Annotated in this window: 17 protein-coding genes and 1 riboswitch; of the genes, 7 read left to right on the top strand and 10 right to left on the bottom strand. The window is 43.9% G+C overall.

What is annotated here, in order from left to right:
* Window positions 1-30: 30 nt before the first annotated feature.
* Window positions 31-384, bottom strand: coding sequence for a hypothetical protein (locus HBHAL_RS19500; RefSeq protein WP_014645248.1), 354 nt, complete (start codon window positions 382-384; stop codon window positions 31-33).
* Between the two features lie 199 nt (window positions 385-583).
* Here HBHAL_RS19500 and HBHAL_RS20505 point away from each other — a divergent pair, with 199 nt between their 5' ends.
* Complete coding sequence (locus tag HBHAL_RS20505) at window positions 584-1,276, top strand: LppM family (lipo)protein (protein ID WP_014645247.1); 693 nt, start codon at window positions 584-586, stop codon at window positions 1,274-1,276.
* Between the two features lie 91 nt (window positions 1,277-1,367).
* Here HBHAL_RS20505 and HBHAL_RS19490 read toward each other — a convergent pair whose 3' ends face one another.
* On the bottom strand, window positions 1,368-2,273 hold the full coding sequence (locus HBHAL_RS19490) for a ferritin family protein (RefSeq protein WP_014645246.1): 906 nt from the start codon (window positions 2,271-2,273) through the stop codon (window positions 1,368-1,370).
* 169 nt (window positions 2,274-2,442) lie between these two features.
* Between HBHAL_RS19490 and HBHAL_RS19485 the strand changes: the two genes are divergently transcribed.
* A complete protein-coding gene (locus tag HBHAL_RS19485) occupies window positions 2,443-2,694 on the top strand; it encodes a hypothetical protein (protein WP_041601473.1) in 252 nt (83 codons plus the stop codon).
* A 28-nt stretch (window positions 2,695-2,722) separates the two neighbouring features.
* Complete coding sequence (locus HBHAL_RS19480; RefSeq protein WP_014645244.1) at window positions 2,723-2,992, top strand: hypothetical protein; 270 nt, start codon at window positions 2,723-2,725, stop codon at window positions 2,990-2,992.
* Window positions 2,993-3,078: 86 nt separating this feature from the next.
* On the opposite strand, the gene HBHAL_RS19475 is transcribed toward HBHAL_RS19480, so the two are convergent.
* Entirely contained in the window at window positions 3,079-3,705 is a 627-nt protein-coding gene (locus HBHAL_RS19475) for an NUDIX hydrolase (protein WP_014645243.1), read from the bottom strand.
* Between the two features lie 97 nt (window positions 3,706-3,802).
* Here HBHAL_RS19475 and HBHAL_RS19470 point away from each other — a divergent pair, with 97 nt between their 5' ends.
* Entirely contained in the window at window positions 3,803-4,312 is a 510-nt protein-coding gene (locus HBHAL_RS19470; RefSeq protein ID WP_014645242.1) for an O-acetyl-ADP-ribose deacetylase, read from the top strand.
* 86 nt (window positions 4,313-4,398) lie between these two features.
* On the opposite strand, the gene HBHAL_RS19465 is transcribed toward HBHAL_RS19470, so the two are convergent.
* The 5 genes from HBHAL_RS19465 to HBHAL_RS19445 form a co-directional block, all read right to left on the bottom strand.
* The gene (locus HBHAL_RS19465) at window positions 4,399-6,339 is read right to left on the bottom strand and encodes an FtsX-like permease family protein (protein WP_014645241.1); all 1,941 of its coding nucleotides are present in this window, start codon (window positions 6,337-6,339) and stop codon (window positions 4,399-4,401) included.
* A complete protein-coding gene (locus HBHAL_RS19460; RefSeq protein ID WP_014645240.1) occupies window positions 6,329-7,090 on the bottom strand; it encodes an ABC transporter ATP-binding protein in 762 nt (253 codons plus the stop codon). The genes HBHAL_RS19465 and HBHAL_RS19460 overlap by 11 nt, the downstream gene beginning before the upstream one ends.
* 200 nt (window positions 7,091-7,290) lie before the next feature.
* The gene (locus HBHAL_RS19455) at window positions 7,291-8,295 is read right to left on the bottom strand and encodes a sensor histidine kinase (protein WP_014645239.1); all 1,005 of its coding nucleotides are present in this window, start codon (window positions 8,293-8,295) and stop codon (window positions 7,291-7,293) included.
* The gene (locus HBHAL_RS19450) at window positions 8,292-8,981 is read right to left on the bottom strand and encodes a response regulator transcription factor (RefSeq protein WP_014645238.1); all 690 of its coding nucleotides are present in this window, start codon (window positions 8,979-8,981) and stop codon (window positions 8,292-8,294) included. The genes HBHAL_RS19455 and HBHAL_RS19450 overlap by 4 nt, the downstream gene beginning before the upstream one ends.
* Before the next feature lie 141 nt (window positions 8,982-9,122).
* The gene (locus HBHAL_RS19445) at window positions 9,123-9,368 is read right to left on the bottom strand and encodes a hypothetical protein (RefSeq protein ID WP_041601472.1); all 246 of its coding nucleotides are present in this window, start codon (window positions 9,366-9,368) and stop codon (window positions 9,123-9,125) included.
* A 338-nt stretch (window positions 9,369-9,706) separates the two neighbouring features.
* Between HBHAL_RS19445 and HBHAL_RS19440 the strand changes: the two genes are divergently transcribed.
* Window positions 9,707-10,774 (top strand): branched-chain amino acid aminotransferase, encoded by a 1,068-nt coding sequence (locus HBHAL_RS19440; RefSeq protein WP_014645237.1) that lies wholly within the window; start codon window positions 9,707-9,709, stop codon window positions 10,772-10,774.
* Between the two features lie 72 nt (window positions 10,775-10,846).
* On the opposite strand, the gene HBHAL_RS19435 is transcribed toward HBHAL_RS19440, so the two are convergent.
* Window positions 10,847-11,653: a muramidase family protein gene (locus tag HBHAL_RS19435; protein ID WP_014645236.1), complete on the bottom strand. Its 807-nt coding sequence runs from the start codon at window positions 11,651-11,653 to the stop codon at window positions 10,847-10,849.
* 204 nt (window positions 11,654-11,857) lie between these two features.
* Between HBHAL_RS19435 and HBHAL_RS19430 the strand changes: the two genes are divergently transcribed.
* Window positions 11,858-12,760: a hypothetical protein gene (locus tag HBHAL_RS19430; RefSeq protein WP_014645235.1), complete on the top strand. Its 903-nt coding sequence runs from the start codon at window positions 11,858-11,860 to the stop codon at window positions 12,758-12,760.
* Window positions 12,761-12,807: 47 nt separating this feature from the next.
* On the opposite strand, the gene dapA is transcribed toward HBHAL_RS19430, so the two are convergent.
* Window positions 12,808-13,701: a 4-hydroxy-tetrahydrodipicolinate synthase gene (gene dapA, locus HBHAL_RS19425; protein ID WP_014645234.1), complete on the bottom strand. Its 894-nt coding sequence runs from the start codon at window positions 13,699-13,701 to the stop codon at window positions 12,808-12,810.
* 119 nt (window positions 13,702-13,820) lie between these two features.
* Window positions 13,821-13,999, bottom strand: a riboswitch (Lysine riboswitch).
* A gap of 391 nt (window positions 14,000-14,390) precedes the next feature.
* On the opposite strand from dapA, the gene HBHAL_RS19420 reads away from it, so the two are divergent.
* Window positions 14,391-15,212, top strand: coding sequence for a SurA N-terminal domain-containing protein (locus tag HBHAL_RS19420; RefSeq protein WP_041601471.1), 822 nt, complete (start codon window positions 14,391-14,393; stop codon window positions 15,210-15,212).
* Window positions 15,213-15,261: the final 49 nt, after the last annotated feature.

Genomic DNA, 15,261 nt, shown 5'->3' with positions numbered 1-15,261 from the left:
CGCCTGTCCTCTCCGGACAAACGCTGCACTTTAATAATGGATAAGCTGTATGGTATAGGTGCCCCGCTCAGTCACAAGGGAGAAATGGTTCTCGCCAAACTGGTACTGAGTAGAGTCCTCTAAAGGAATCTCGTAATACGTAGATGGAAGCGGCTGAACATTATGGGCATCCGTTTCCGTTCTGCCTGTACCGTGCAGGTGTAAAGCGTGCATCGGCTCATAATCGTCCATTCTTCTCGTATCTTTCGAGTAATCAATATGATCTAAGTTCATATAAACGGTGTCCTGGTCACGAAGTTCGTGCTTCGTAATCCGGATGGTGTTCCCGCTCCATTGCTGCAGAAGTTCGTTAAATTCTTCAATTGATAAGTTGCGCTCGTTCATGATGATCCCTCCTGCTTTTATAATCTCCAAGCGTTCAGGGAATCATGCGTGACGTGCATCCTTTCTCGGAAACGTGGCAGGAGTCTATGTTACTTAGTCTTTTCTTTATGATTGCATCACGTGACGATTTTTTTCGTTAAGTCTTCCGCTGCCTTCCCGTATAATGATAAGTACATACATATACATGGGGGAGATGACCTTGAAAAAAACCTGGATACTTATAGCTGCCGGTCTGCTTATTCTATTAACCGCCTGCGTGCAGGGAGATATAGGTGTAAAAATTAATAAAGATGGCAGCGGAACAAGTACGATCACACTCGGAGTTGAAGAGAGTACCTATGAGCAGTTCGGCCAGCGTGCAGAGACTATGCTAAGCTCCGTTAATGATGAATTGGAAGCGCAAGGCTATACCGTCGAATCCTATACGGAAGAAGGCTACAAGGGGTTTAAAGCCACGGAGTCGTTTGAGAATGCTCAGGATATGCAGGTGATCCCTTCAATGGGCGCTGTTAGTGAGACTGGCACAGGAGGTTCCATGAGTAATGTACCGCTCGATGTGTCCGTGGAGGATGGCTTTTTTACGAAAACGTACCGTGTCGAAGGGGAACTGGATCTTGAAAATTCAGGTTTATTAGGCGGGATGCAGCAGCTCGTTTCCAATCAGCTGGATCTGACCTTCACGCTGGACCTGCCGATTTCCCCTGAGGATCACAATGCCGATGAAGTAAACGGCGATGTATTAACGTGGAATATTAAAACCGCCGGAACCACAGAGCTCATGGTGGAAGCAGCGGTTCCGAACGTTCGAAATATTATTCTGACAGCGGCGGGCGTCCTTCTATTAGGTGTCATGTTGTTCTTTGTCATTCGGAAGCGTAGACGTACATCATAAGGACCCCGGATGCACTTGATCAAAGCCTTCGGAAGCATTTTTTATAAAAAAGTTAATGGGCATCGTTCCGAAAGAGGGAGGGGCTCTGCCTCTATTCTCGCTCGAGCCCTCTCTCAAATGCAGCCAAATGATTCACCGATGCATCTCGAAGCTGCGTAAACACTGTCCTCATATCGGCAGGAAGCTGATACGTTAAGAATTTGTTGTACATCGCGATATTATCGATTTCGCCTCGAACGCCAGCCCCATAGGCTCCTTTAATATTTTCGGGGGTTACGACAAATACCTGGGAGATGTCCTCAGGTAATGGCACCTGATAGCGCGTAAAAAGCGTATTTAAAGCAGCGATATGCCGTAATTCCGCTTCTTTGATCCGTGCAAATGTACGAACATTTCCGAACGCGTTTAAAATGTCGTCATACCTGGCCTGGGCTAGATACTCATCCTGCATCGCGTAAGTAAGCATGTCAGGAATGGTTAAAGTGGAAGCATTCATGGCTCCCTTAGCGCCGAATTCCTCTTCCGTCTGACGTTCATTTTCCGAATTTCCACCACTTTTCATCTGAAAAGATAAAAACCAGACTGCGTGGTTCTGTTCATCTGCAGCAGCACGGCGGAAGATTGCTTTTACGGAGGGGTCTTGAGCCTGATCGGCTATATCTAAATAAAAATCAACCGTTTCCTGTTCATCATTGAAGGCAAGGGCAATGCCTTTTTCAAAGAAATCGGGGCATTCCTCAGTGATTTGCGGCGTCGGCTGTCCGCCTCCGGTTAATTGGGTATAGAGCCTGCGGAACTCTGTATAGTGACGCTGTTCATCTCTGCGTATTTCCTCAATGCGTTTTTTAGTCAGTTTGTCCGGCGCGAGCTGCGCCAGCTTATTGTAGCAGGAAATCGCGCTGTATTCACCGTTAATCGCTTTTTCAATTGCCTGAATGAGCTTTTTTTGTGAACGCATAAAGTCCTGGGGGTACGAAGGATAAGGATAGTAATTCATAGATAATGGTCCTCCCGGTAAGTAAAGGTTCATCTATCCTATGCTTTTATCCATAAAAAGGTTTTATTCTATGTTTTATTAATTTTGATAAAGTGGGGCGGTGGATGGCGCAGATTGAGAAGTATAGTGAATTGGTTCAAACTGTAAAATGATAGGGGTGTTTTACATAGTGGAAAAGTTCGAAAAGATTTCTTCTTATTTTACCATTCCTATCTCGATATTAATCTTTGTGGTCTCCTCGTATGCTTTTCGGGATTACTCGGAGATTATCTCTATCCTTGTTATCATAATCAATTTAATTATTGTGGTTATTTTAATCGCAGGGATGTACTTACAGAGAAGATTTAAATCAGCGATTATTTTTTCTATTCTTTTAGCCGGCCCTGTTTATATTCTGGATAACGCTATGAGCTCTTCTTAATGGAGTATGTGGTGAAAGGACGGATGTTATGGACGAAGAGATGGAGAAGAAAATAAAGAAAGAGGAATCTATAGTAGGTTTTTCGGCTTTATTTACAGTTTTGGCGATGTCTTTTGGGGGAGTACCTAGTATGTATATAGGTGTGTCTTTAATTATTATTCTCCTTCTACAATTTTTGTGGGATATTTATGAGGTGAATCGAAGAGAGCATCAAGTTTATAAGCGCACATTGAAGACTTTAATTTTTGTGAGTTTAATAGTTGGAATAGCTTCCGCTGTTTTCTCTTTTTTTCCTTAAGATGTCGACCGTTAACTGGAAGTACATATATACGTTTTGATTCAAACGAAAAAAGCAGCTTCCGCGTTGGGAAGCTGCTTTTCTGCTTAGTTTTCAGAAGAAATCATGTCAATAAAGTGGGAGAGAATGCGTGCCGTCAGCCCCCAGATCACTTTATCCTCATACTTGTAAAAGTACTCCTCGAACTGGCGCGTCTGCCAGTTGTAGTCCTTGCCTCCCTCAATTAATTCAAAAGGGAAATTTTCCTTAGGTCTTGCCTCGAATCCCACGTGATGGATTTCGGGTTCGGTTTCCATTAAATAGGATAAGGGAACCGTGAATACATCACCGACTTCATCCGGATTGGGATCAACAGCGCTGTAAGGGTGGTTAACGTAGCCCGCATAAGGATACACAATCATTCCAAAAGGGGAAACCAGGTAATCCAGGGGGTGAACGTGCAGCAAATCCCGTTCAGGTATGCCCAGTTCCTCCCTTGTTTCCCTGAGGGCTGCTGCTTTTGCGTCGGGATCCTGCAGATCAATTCTGCCGCCGGGAAAACAGATCTCACCGGGCTGCCTTCTCATTTTATGAGAACGAACTTCAAACAGGACGTGTGTTTCGTTATCTTTTTCGATAAGCGGAAGCAGAATCGCGAATTTCACGAAATTTTTACTTCCAAGGATGGACGGGGTGTGCTTGCTGACTTTATGGAGTAGATTTTCCGGATCCATAACTTCACCTCAAACTTTCTCTATCTTTACTATAACAAATGAACAAGCTTCCGTAAGTCGGACATGCTTACATTATATTCAAAAGGAGTGGGTACATGTGAATCATAAGATCGAAGTCATCCAGGGGGATATTACCAAAATGGAGGTCGATGCGGTCGTGAATGCCGCGAACAAAAAGCTCGCCGGGGGCGGCGGTGTTGATGGAGCGATTCACCGGGCCGGCGGTCCATCGATTATGGAAGAGAGTAAGAAGTTTGACGGATGTGAAACAGGTGAAGCGGTGGTGACGACAGCAGGAAAGATGCCATCTGAGAAAGTGATTCATACCGTTGGCCCCGTTTGGAATGGAGGTCATAAAAATGAGGCGGACCGGCTGGCAGACTGCTATCGCAATTCCCTGAAACGGGCATCGGAACACGGCCTTCGAACCGTGGCTTTCCCGAATATCAGTACCGGCATTTATGGCTTCCCTAAAGAAGAAGCGGCCGAAATTGCGATCCGCACCGTTCAGGACTATTTAGAGGAGCACGAAGAAATCGAACACGTCTATTTCGTCTGCTTCGACGAAGAGAACAAACAACTCTACGAAAACCGACTGAGCAAGTGATGCCCCAAAATATTCCACCTCAGGTCATCCAGTTTCTGGATGACCTGAGGTGGAAATAAATGTATCAAACGATCAAATGATCAAACTTACAGGGCTTCTTTGATGATGCGTTTGTAGTAGAGGACGGAGAGCAAGCCGAATATGGAATAGAGAGCGGTGTAGACGCCCATCACGATGAACATGGGGATCCATAGCTCGGTTCCGAAGAAAAACCAGCCTGACTGGACTGCAAAGTAGCTGTGCAGGAGTCCAACCAGCAGCGGGATGCCAAAGTTAAAGACCTGTTTGCCCTGGATGCCTCGCAGTAAATCACGGTTCGTATAGCCAAGCTTTCTTAAAATTGTATAGTTCGGTCGCTCCTCTTCGCCTTCATCCATTTGTTTGAAATAAAGAATACATCCGGATGTGATTAAGAAGGTGAGTCCTAAGAAACCGACGATAAACATGACGAGTCCCATATTCTGTTTCTGGTTTTGAGTAATCGCGTAATCTGATGCGGTTCCTACATCACTGCTAAGAGCAAGACTCTGGAACACTTCATCCGCTTTTTCCACCTGATCTTCAGCCTCCAGGTTAATACCAATGTATTGGGAGTACTCTCCCTGGAGTTTAGGATTTAAATCTTGGGACAGCTTCTCATAAACAGTTTCATCTACGACCGCAGTGGGCAGACCTCCTCCAGAAAAGTAACCAGATAGGACGCTCTGTTTTGAAACTCCTAAAAAGTTTAAAGTAAAGGATTCTTCTTTTCCCTTAAACACTAGCTCTCCTGAGTCTTCCAGTTGCATCATTCGCTGCAGGGCATCGTAAAAGCCGGTGAAGATGGTCTGGTTTTCACCAACATCAATTCCAGGGACCGCCTGATCTTTTATCACGGCCAGTGTCATTTCTCCTGATTGGAAAGCCATCCCTTCCATATCTGAGCCTACAATCTCCTCCACATTAACGGCTACCCTTATAACATCAATCTTCTCTTCGGTGTAAGGGATTCCGTCAAGCTTTTCAGTAAACTCTTCCGCCTGCGCTTCTGTCACAAACGAAAAATCGTCCGGAGTGCCATTTCCTGCTGAGTTTTCGGCAGAATAGAAAGAGATGTAGCTTAAGGACAAGAGCCCAATCGCAAGAGCGGATACCGTCGTAATAATCGTCAGCAGCATCGCATTGGATTTCATGCGGAACATGACTGATGACAGAGACAGCACTTCATTAATATTCATATAGCCCTGCTTATTCTTTCGAATGATATTCGCCACAAACCGTACCGATCCTTTATAAAAGAAGTACGTGCCAATGATGACGGATGCGAGAATAAAAATCATTGTTCCGAACAAGCTGTTCATGGAGGTTGTCGACCCGGAAAATAGCTGGGAAGAAACATAATATCCCGTGGAAATGAGTCCAAGCCCAAGAATCCCCATAATGATTTCAAATAGTGAGATCCGGCCTACTTTGCCTTCGGTTTTGGAAGAGGTGCGGAAAAGGGAAAGAATCGTCTGCCTCTGAATGAACAGGTAGTTCATTCCCATAATGAGCCCATAGATCCCGCCACAGACGCCGAGTGTCTGCACCATAGCTTTAAGCGAAAATCTCAGGGTAGCTGCCGTTTCTACATCTGTGATCTGGAATAAAATCATGAGAATCAGCTTTGAAACAGCAAAACCAAGAAAGATCCCGATGATCAACGAACCAAAATAAATGATTAAGTTCTCCGCACTAAGAATGCGGAAGATCCTATTTTTCGTCATACCGATCAGCTGAAACATGCCGATTTCCTTACTTCTCCGTTTAATAAAAATGTTATTCGCATAAATGAGGAACACCGCAACAATGCCAATTAATAAGACCGATGCTGCCCGAACGGCCGCGCCGCCTTTCAGTGTACCCTTCGTACTATCCATGGCCGGGTCATATTGCAAGGTAACAAAAGCAAAATAGAGCGCCACACTGAAAATCAGCGCAAATACATATAAGTAATAATTTTTCAGGTTCTTTTTCAAATTGCGGAGAATGATCTGGTTAATGTTCATACTGCACCCCGCCAAGCACGCCCTGTGTTTTCATAATGTCTTTCAAAAAAGCGTTCCGCGTCTGGTCGCCTTTTCGTAATTGCGTATAAATCTGCCCGTCTTTAATAAAAATGACGCGTCTTGAGTAGCTGGCGGCGACCGGGTCGTGGGTAACCATCGCAATCGTGGAATCTCTCTTTTCATTTAAATCACTGAGTTTATTGAGAAGGTCAGAAGCGGATTTAGAATCCAGCGCTCCGGTCGGTTCATCCGCAAAAATAATACTTGGTTCGTGGATAAAGGCGCGTGCCGCAGACGTACGCTGTTTCTGACCTCCGGAAATTTCGTTTGGGTATTTATCCTGGACATCCGTAATCCCCAGCTCTTCCGCTACCGCATCGAATTTCCGGTTCGCTTCTTTTTTTGAAACTTTAGCGATCGATAACGGCAGGAGAATATTTTCTTTCACCGTTAGGGTATCGAGCAAGTTGTATTCTTGAAAAATAAAGCCGAGATGATGCTTTCTGAATTCCGCCAGCTGTTTGTCTTTGCGGCCGGTAATTTCCTCTCCGTTGATCGTAATGGTCCCGTGACTCACACGATCGATGGAAGAGAGGACGTTCAGCAAGGTCGTTTTGCCGGAACCGGACGCGCCCATAATGCTGACAAATTCCCCTTTTTCTATACTCATATCAATTCCCATCAGCACATGCTGTTTCGTAAACTTGTTGCCGTAGCTTTTGTGAATTTTGTATCCTTCTAAAATGTTCATCTCGCTTCCCCCTTTATTTGTTAATTTTATTGTATAAATTTCTCGATTCTTTTTCCTTTCAATGACCTAACAATGAACCAATACAAAGTGACATTTTTGTCATATCGATCAGTCATGCTCCGGGGGAGGTGTGCTTTTTTCTACGTTCAACACAAAAAAGCTTGTAAAAAATCGTTGCTTTTTACAAGCTTTTTACCACACTATAGATCTCGGATTTCCACAAAATCATTCCGCTTAGGAAATATCAGCGTAAACGTCGTGCCCTCTCCAAGTTTAGAATCGACCTCTATGTTAATGTTCAGGGAGTCGGCAGCTTTGTGAGTTAAGTACAGCCCCATTCCTGTGGCGCCATGATCGTGGTGAGCCATTGTCGACGTAAAGCCTTTATCAAAAATCCTCGGCAGATCTCTTGCGTCAATTCCGCGTCCTGTATCGGTTACAGCCAGCCTGGTTTGTCCATTTTCTTCGAAGCTGCGTACCATAATTTCAGAGGCTTCGCTGTATTTAACCCCATTGGTGAGGAGCTGCCGGAGCATAAAGGCGAGCCACTTGCTGTCGGATAGTACAGACGCCACTTCCAAATCGATATCAAAGCCGATCCCTTTTTGAATACACCACGACTGCAGGGTCTTCAATTCTGAGAAAATCAGCGGCTCCAGTTGAATTTCTTCCATGTATAAATCATTTTCGATAAAAGGCATTCGCTTTTTATGTAACTGCTGATCGAGCAACAAGTGAATTCGCAGCCATTCGTAGGTGAGCTGGGATCGTGTTTTCTGGTCGCTGATGCGGTCAAAAATCAAATGCATCGACGTGAGCGGGGTTTTGACTTCATGAATCCAGGCAAGCATGTCGTCTTTTTCCTGCTCTAACAGCGAATGATTGTGGGAGGATTCCTTTTTTAACTGTTCCATTTGGTCGATCACGCTCGTCTCGATGATCTTTTCAAACGGGCTTTCTGCATCGGGAATCGTGGTCACATCGAGATTGACTGCTCGGTCGTTCATCTCTCTGTAAAATCGGGTTTCCTTCTGGTACCGGATAAATAAAAAAATCAGAAAGAGGAGCGACGATAAAAACGTGTAATAATACATCGAGCTTAGGGATAGATTCGTATCTACATAGGCGAGGAGCAGGGCGAGAAGCTGAAGGATAAGAAAGAAACCAATCCAGCTGATTTTTTCCAGGAGAAATTTCCGGATCATGATTCGGCCTTTTCGATGGCCGTATAGCCCTGCCCGACTTTTGTATGAATGGAACCGCCAAGACCGAGGTCGGATAGCTTTTTCCGTAATCGGTTCACATTCACCGTGAGTGTGTTATCACTGACAAATCGCTCATCTTCCCACAAGCTAGTAATCAAATCCTCACGGCTGACAATTTTGTTTTTCCGTTCCACGAGTAATTTCAGGATGAACATTTCGTTTTTTGTAAGCTCAATGGTTTGCTCGTTGTGTTGAACCCGGTTGCGCTCATAATCGATGGTCGCACCAAGCCACGTTTTCAGCGCGGGAGGTTCCGCATTGTAATTATACACACGCCGGAGCACGGCCTGAATTTTGGCAATTAAGACTTCAAAGTGAAACGGTTTCTGTACAAAATCATCAGCCCCCAGGTTCATGGACATGACCATATCGGTCGGGTGATCGCGGGAAGATAGAAAGATAATCGGGACGTTGGAATGTTCCCGAATCATGCGGCACCAGTGGAAGCCGTCATACTTGGGCAGCTGGATATCGATAATCACAAGATGCGGCATGGTGGCCGTGAATTCTTCCATCACTTTCGAAAAATCCGTAATTCCATGAACCTGATAGGACCACTGGGCTAACCGGTCTTTCATTTCTGTATATAGGGTCGCATCATCTTCGACCAATAGGATTTTAAACACAAGGAGTCACCACTCTTTTCCATTTTACTGACTAAGGAAAGTATAGCAAAAATCGGGGCAGGGGCTATAGAGCTGAAAGCGGATTTCTTTTGAACCGAGGATCCTTCAGTTTTTTAGGAATGACTTGATCGAAGGATAAAATCATCTGATTACTACCATGATTGATACTGTAAGTAATGTTCCACCTGTGAGGATCATCATGAGTACCCCCGAAATTGTTCGATTTTCTTCTGAATACTCTCTATACCCTGCAGTAAATAAATACAGCATGACGCCTACAGACCAGTAATTTATTAGATCATAATCTTCCCTTAGTAGATCAATCATAAATAAGATAGTAGTTAAGATCATTACCGATAACCCAGTTATCCTCATAAACTTATTCATTATATCCTCCCTTCGTATTCTTCACCGATGAAAAACAAATCCCCTTAGCTTGGATAAACTTAATTTTTATTTTAAAATACCACAAATTGTAAAACATTTAAAAATGAGAAGGGGGAGTACTTCGTGAAGGGGACTGCTTTTAGTCTTTTACGTTGGGTAAGACCGCTTTGAAGTGAGTGTAAGTGGAATACAGGTCAGTCCTCTGTTGAAATTTTCTAAAAATGGAGACCTGGCTCTTTAAAAGTCCAGCCGTTACACGTACAATGAATACTAATATCTAATCCTTTGTTCATTTAATGAATAGATGTAAACAAAGACAGGAAAAGGAGATTTGTCCTATGACTCAATCATTAACTACTGTAGAAAGTCGCCTTAGAAAGCAAAAACCGGATAGTGGCCAGATCCCTTTTGGCCGAACATTTACGGACCATATGTTTGTGATGGATTATGAAGAAAGCAAAGGGTGGCATGAGCCGCGGATCGTTCCTTACGAACCGCTGACCCTTGATCCTGCTGCCATGATTTTTCATTACGGCCAGACCGTATTTGAGGGCTTGAAAGCGTATCGTACCGATGATGGTCGTGTACTGCTGTTCAGACCTGAAAAAAACTTCGAGCGTTTGAATCTTTCCAGCGAACGATTGAGCATTCCGCCGATTGATGAAGAAGCCGTTATGGATTATTTGAAAAAGTTGATCGATTTGGAAAGGGACTGGGTGCCGGAATTTGAAGGCACGTCCTTATATATCCGTCCGTTCATTATAGCGACGGAGCCGAGCCTTGCTGTGGCACCTTCGAAGATGTATAAGTTTATGATCATTCTTTCACCGGTAGGTCCTTATTTTTCAGGCGGCATTCGTCCGGTCACGATTAATGTCGAAGAAGAATTTACACGTGCGGTGAAGGGAGGAACCGGAATGGCTAAAACAGCCGGAAACTACTCCTCCGGCTATCAGGCCCAGGCCAAGGCGAGTAAAGAAGGGAATGCCGATGTACTTTGGCTCGACGGTGTTGAGAAGCGCTACATTGAAGAGGTCGGCAGTATGAATATCTTCTTCAAGATTGATGGAGAGATTGTGACGCCGGCTTTAAGTGGAAGCATTCTGAGAGGAATTACCCGGACCTCTATTCTTGAACTGCTGAAAGAGTGGGGCTGGACGGTGAATGAGAGAAGAATCTCGATTGAGGAACTGTATCAGTACTATGAAGAAGGTAAATTGGAAGAAGCATTTGGAGCAGGTACCGCTGCTGTTATTTCTCCGGTAGGGGAATTCAACTGGCTCGGGAAGAAAATGGTCGTTAATAATCATGAGATCGGACCAGTAGCTCAGAAGCTCTATGATACCGTAACCGGAATCCAGCGAGGAAGAAAAGAAGACGATCACGGCTGGACCGTCGAAATCTAATAGACAAATAATTCCACCTCAGGTCATCCAAATATTGGATGACCTGAGGTGGATTTTTTTTCCTCTTTTTTGTTATTTCATATAGTTGCGGATGTCTCCGGTTTTTGGATCAACGAGGTACCAGCCGTATGTGGCTGTATGGTTATCTACGACCTCATAGACGTGTACGAGATACTTGCGATCCACCATACGGTCGTATTCGACTTTCATATTCGGTTCGTTTTCCAGATCTTTATATTTCCTGACCATTGTTTCTGCCTCTTGCTTCGTTACTCCATCAGCTACAGGACCAGATTTGTCCCCACCCTCATATACTTGCACTTCGGATCCGATCGGTAGATTGTGAGGGTTTATGCCCGTGTTCAACTCGTACAAGTCTTCAAGTGTTACACCTTTATGAAGGTTCGCAATGCTGTAAAGCGTTTCTCCTGGTTCTACGGTATGATAAATTTCCTGTGAACCTTGATCATCAGGCGGGCTGACTCTTACTTCAGAACCTATCTGGAGCTTCCAAGGGTCGATGCCAGGATTCCATTCAAATAATTCTGTGAGTGTAACTCCCTTGTGAAGGTTCGCAATGCTGTACATAGTACTGCCAGGAGTTACGGTGTGGAACTCTTCTGTGGGCTCTTCTTCACGTATGGTTTCATCTGTTTTAACTATAATTTTCGAACCTGGCTGAATGACATCTGCATCAATTCCCGGGTTCCATTTGTATAAATCTTCTACGGTCACATCCCTGTATTCCTGGGCTATACTCCAAAGCGTGTCTCCTCGTTCAAAGGTCACCGTTGAATTCTCTGCTGATGCACTGCCGGCACCAACCCCAAACGTCATTCCCGCTGCTAATAACGGCGCAAGATATTTAGTTTTTTTCATACAGGACCCCTCCTTGAAAATATTTCAAAAGTGTTACATTTATTGTGTTTCGGTTTTTTCTGTAATCTAAACGTAAAATTTTAAATTTTTCCAATTAAAATTTGATCGTCTTCACGTATTCAGCTTATGATGACCTTAAGCATGCCGATATCAATAAGGAGGATTTGTCATTAATTCCGAAATAAACGTGCAGGAGGGTGAATAATGAAAAGGTTTCAACAGGCTTTAAAAAGAATAATGGTCATTACCGCCATTGTGATGTTGTCTGGTACCACTCTTTCCTTACCATCGACTACGGTTCAGGCTAAAAGTTTAAAACACGAACTCTATCAGACAGAAAATGATGAACTGAAGTACTCGAAGGAGATTATACGAGAGGTATTTAAAACCTTAAGGCGAGAAATGAAAGGCCCGCTCAGGTACGACGAAGCGATTTCACTCATTGAAAAAATGAGTAAAGTGGAGGTCATGGATCGCTACCTTGCTTCCTATGGCAAAAAAGTGGACGCAAAGGAAATTCCGAGAATCGTTAACCAGATTTATTCGATTGACCTCGAGCGAATTTCTGAGCTCGGAGCGGGAAATCAAACGTATCCGGATGAAATTATCCAAGGGGTGAAAGAATCGCTGCCAAAATGGTTAGATGAAGAAGACATTCCGTCCCTATCCAAATTAGAAGTACTGGATTTATACTTAGCGTCTTATGGCAAGAAGATCGATGGCCCTGAAATTCGAAGAGTACTCAATCAGATTTTCGGAATAAACCTGGATGGCATTTCGTCGCTTGAAGGTTCAGGCGTCTCTTTATTTTCAAAAGATCAGTGGATTTCCCAATATGATCAGGACTTATTTGTCGTTCAAACAGGGTTAACGGATGTAGATGTGTGGATCTATCCAACCGACTATTTTACAGCTCAAACTGATTTGGAACAGCTGCCTGAGGAACTACAGAACCAGCTTGAAAAATTGGGGTACAGGTACAATGAGGAAGTAGGAGCGCTTTATTATGCCGATCCTGATGGGAACTCTGTACCTGATCAATTTAAAGGTCAGACACTTGGCACACTCATTCAATTCATCCAGACGAATTATCAGAACTTATCATAAAAAAATCCCTGTGCTCGTCTAATCGAGCACAGGGATTTTTTATATAACTAGCTATATGCATGTTCTCTTTGCTGAACAGAAGCCAGAATCGTTTCAATCTCATTGGCTTCTTCTTCGGTTAAGGGAAGCAGCGGCAAGCGAACGCCGCCGACTTCTATGCCTTTTCGGTTCAAAGCGGCTTTAACCGGAGAAGGACTTGGGGCAGAGAAAATGGCATGCATGACGGGAAGAAGGGTACGATGCATAGCTGATGCATAGCTGCCGTTTCCATTGCGGTAGGCTTGTATCATGGCCTGCATTTCATTTCCAATCACATGGGCTGATACGGACACAATTCCGGTACCGCCAATGGATACAAACGGAAGTGTATTGGAATCTTCTCCGCTGTAAACAGTAAATTCATCCGGTGTACGACTGATAATTTCAGAAGCTGCGTCTAAATCACCGCTCGCTTCTTTTACAGAAACGATATTATCTACTTGAGAGAGGCGGACAATGGTATCAGGTGACATGTTCACCACGCTGCGTCCCGGGATATTATAAAGCATGACTGGCAGGGAAGTAGCCTTGGCAATCGTTGTAAAATGCTGATACATGCCCTCTTGTGTTGGTTTATTATAATAAGGGGTTACAAGCATAATCGCGTCAACGCCTGCTTCTTCTGCTTGTTTAGTTAATTGAATGGACGCTCTTGTATTGTTGGAACCCGTTCCCGCAATGACTGGAACTCTGCCATTCACGACTTCCACGACAAATTTATACAGGCTTACTTTTTCCTCTGACGTTAACGTTGGGGATTCTCCTGTTGTGCCTGCGATCACTAAACCATCAGAGCCGTTGGAGATTAAGTGATTAACCAGGGAGCGGGTCGCATTAAAATCAATATTTCCTTCTGAATCAAACGGAGTTACCATAGCTGTTAGTACTTGACCAAAGTTCATAACCTCACACCTTTACTTAGTTTTTTATACGTTCGAGGTTTGAGGGCTCTGCAGCAGTAAAGCACAAAAAAGCAGCAACGAGGGTTCGCTGCTGCTTAGAACTTTGATATCCGTTCCTGCATTAAGATAGCCCTCCATATAGTCTCCTATATGACAGTCCTGCACCTCTTAAGCATCAGAACCAGCATCGGGAATATGAGCTTCCGTCAGCTTCGGCAAAAACCCCTTTCCTCATGTTTCACAGGATCTCATTCTCCTTCACATGCGTACTCTTGGAATTTGCACCTCTATCCTTACTTCAATAGAATTGAAATAAGAAAATATTTAGTTCCTTGTAACGTATCATAATTTATTTAAAAATTCAAGGTTTATATTTTGTGGAATTTATTGTAAGTTGTTATAGTTAGGGAGAGTTACTATCCATTTATTATCTCATTTATTTCGCAAAAGGTGAAAGATTCCAATACAGTTTGGCAAAACTGAAGAGGACGAGTAATTTTGGCTGTAAAAAATTTTTACACAAAAATTCCACATTTAGAATTACGGGGTGACTGGTGTGGTACCGAAGGCTTTGTGACAGGGCATAGGTATATTACAGATGTTACAATGGGCATACACACGAGAACGTGATGGATGTACAGTAGGCGGGCACGTGTTACAATGACAAGCATTAGGTATTCGAAAGGGGAATGACATTGAATAAGAAATGGTTATTAAGCTTATCACTTGCTTTATTCATAGCGTTATTAACAGCATGCGGTAACGATGAAGGATCAGGTGGAGACAGTAACAATGAAGAAGCTCAACAGGAAGAATCTTCTGAGAACAGTGAAAGCAGCCAGGAAGGCGAAGGCAGCAGCCAAGAGGGCGAAAATTCTGAGCAGCCTCAAATGCCAGAGCCTGACTTAGAAGGCGTGCCTGAAGTAGTAGCTACCGTCAACGGCGAAGAAATTCCAAAAGAAGAATTTACCCGCACGTACGAAAGCCAGTTCCAGCAAGCTGCCATGCAGTCTCAAATGTCTGGCCAGGAAGTTAATCAAGAACAGTTGAAGAAGCAGACGGCAGAAGGTTTAGTTGGACAGGAGCTTCTTGTACAGGAAGCCAATGACCGCGGACTTGAAGCAACGGAAGAAGAAGTCAATGAACGAATTACCGAGGTGGTCGAATCCAATCAAGGGGTAGAATCTAAAGAACAGTTTTTCTCCACGATTGAAGAACAGCAGGGTATGAGTGAAGAAGAGGTTAGATCCCAGCTTCAAACTCAGGTCAAAGTAGACAAGTTACTAGCTGAAGAAAACGGCGATCTTGAACCTACAGAAGAAGAGATTAAACAAGCGTATGACGATGCGAAAGCTCAGCAAGAAGAATCCGGAAGTGAACAGCAGCTTCCATCCTATGAAGAAGCTAAGCCAACGCTTAAACAGCAGTTGACTCAGCAAAAAGAATCCCAAGCTTATCAAGCTCTTGTAGAGAAGCTTCGTGAAGATGCAGACGTTAAAGTTAATCTATAATTCATTAAAAAAACCAGGTCCTTTCCCGCGGGACCTGGTTTTTTTAATG

The sequence above is a fragment of the Halobacillus halophilus DSM 2266 genome (genome assembly GCF_000284515.1).
GTDB lineage: Bacteria > Bacillota > Bacilli > Bacillales > Halobacillaceae > Halobacillus > Halobacillus halophilus.
This window is presented reverse-complemented; position numbering and strand designations above follow the sequence as displayed.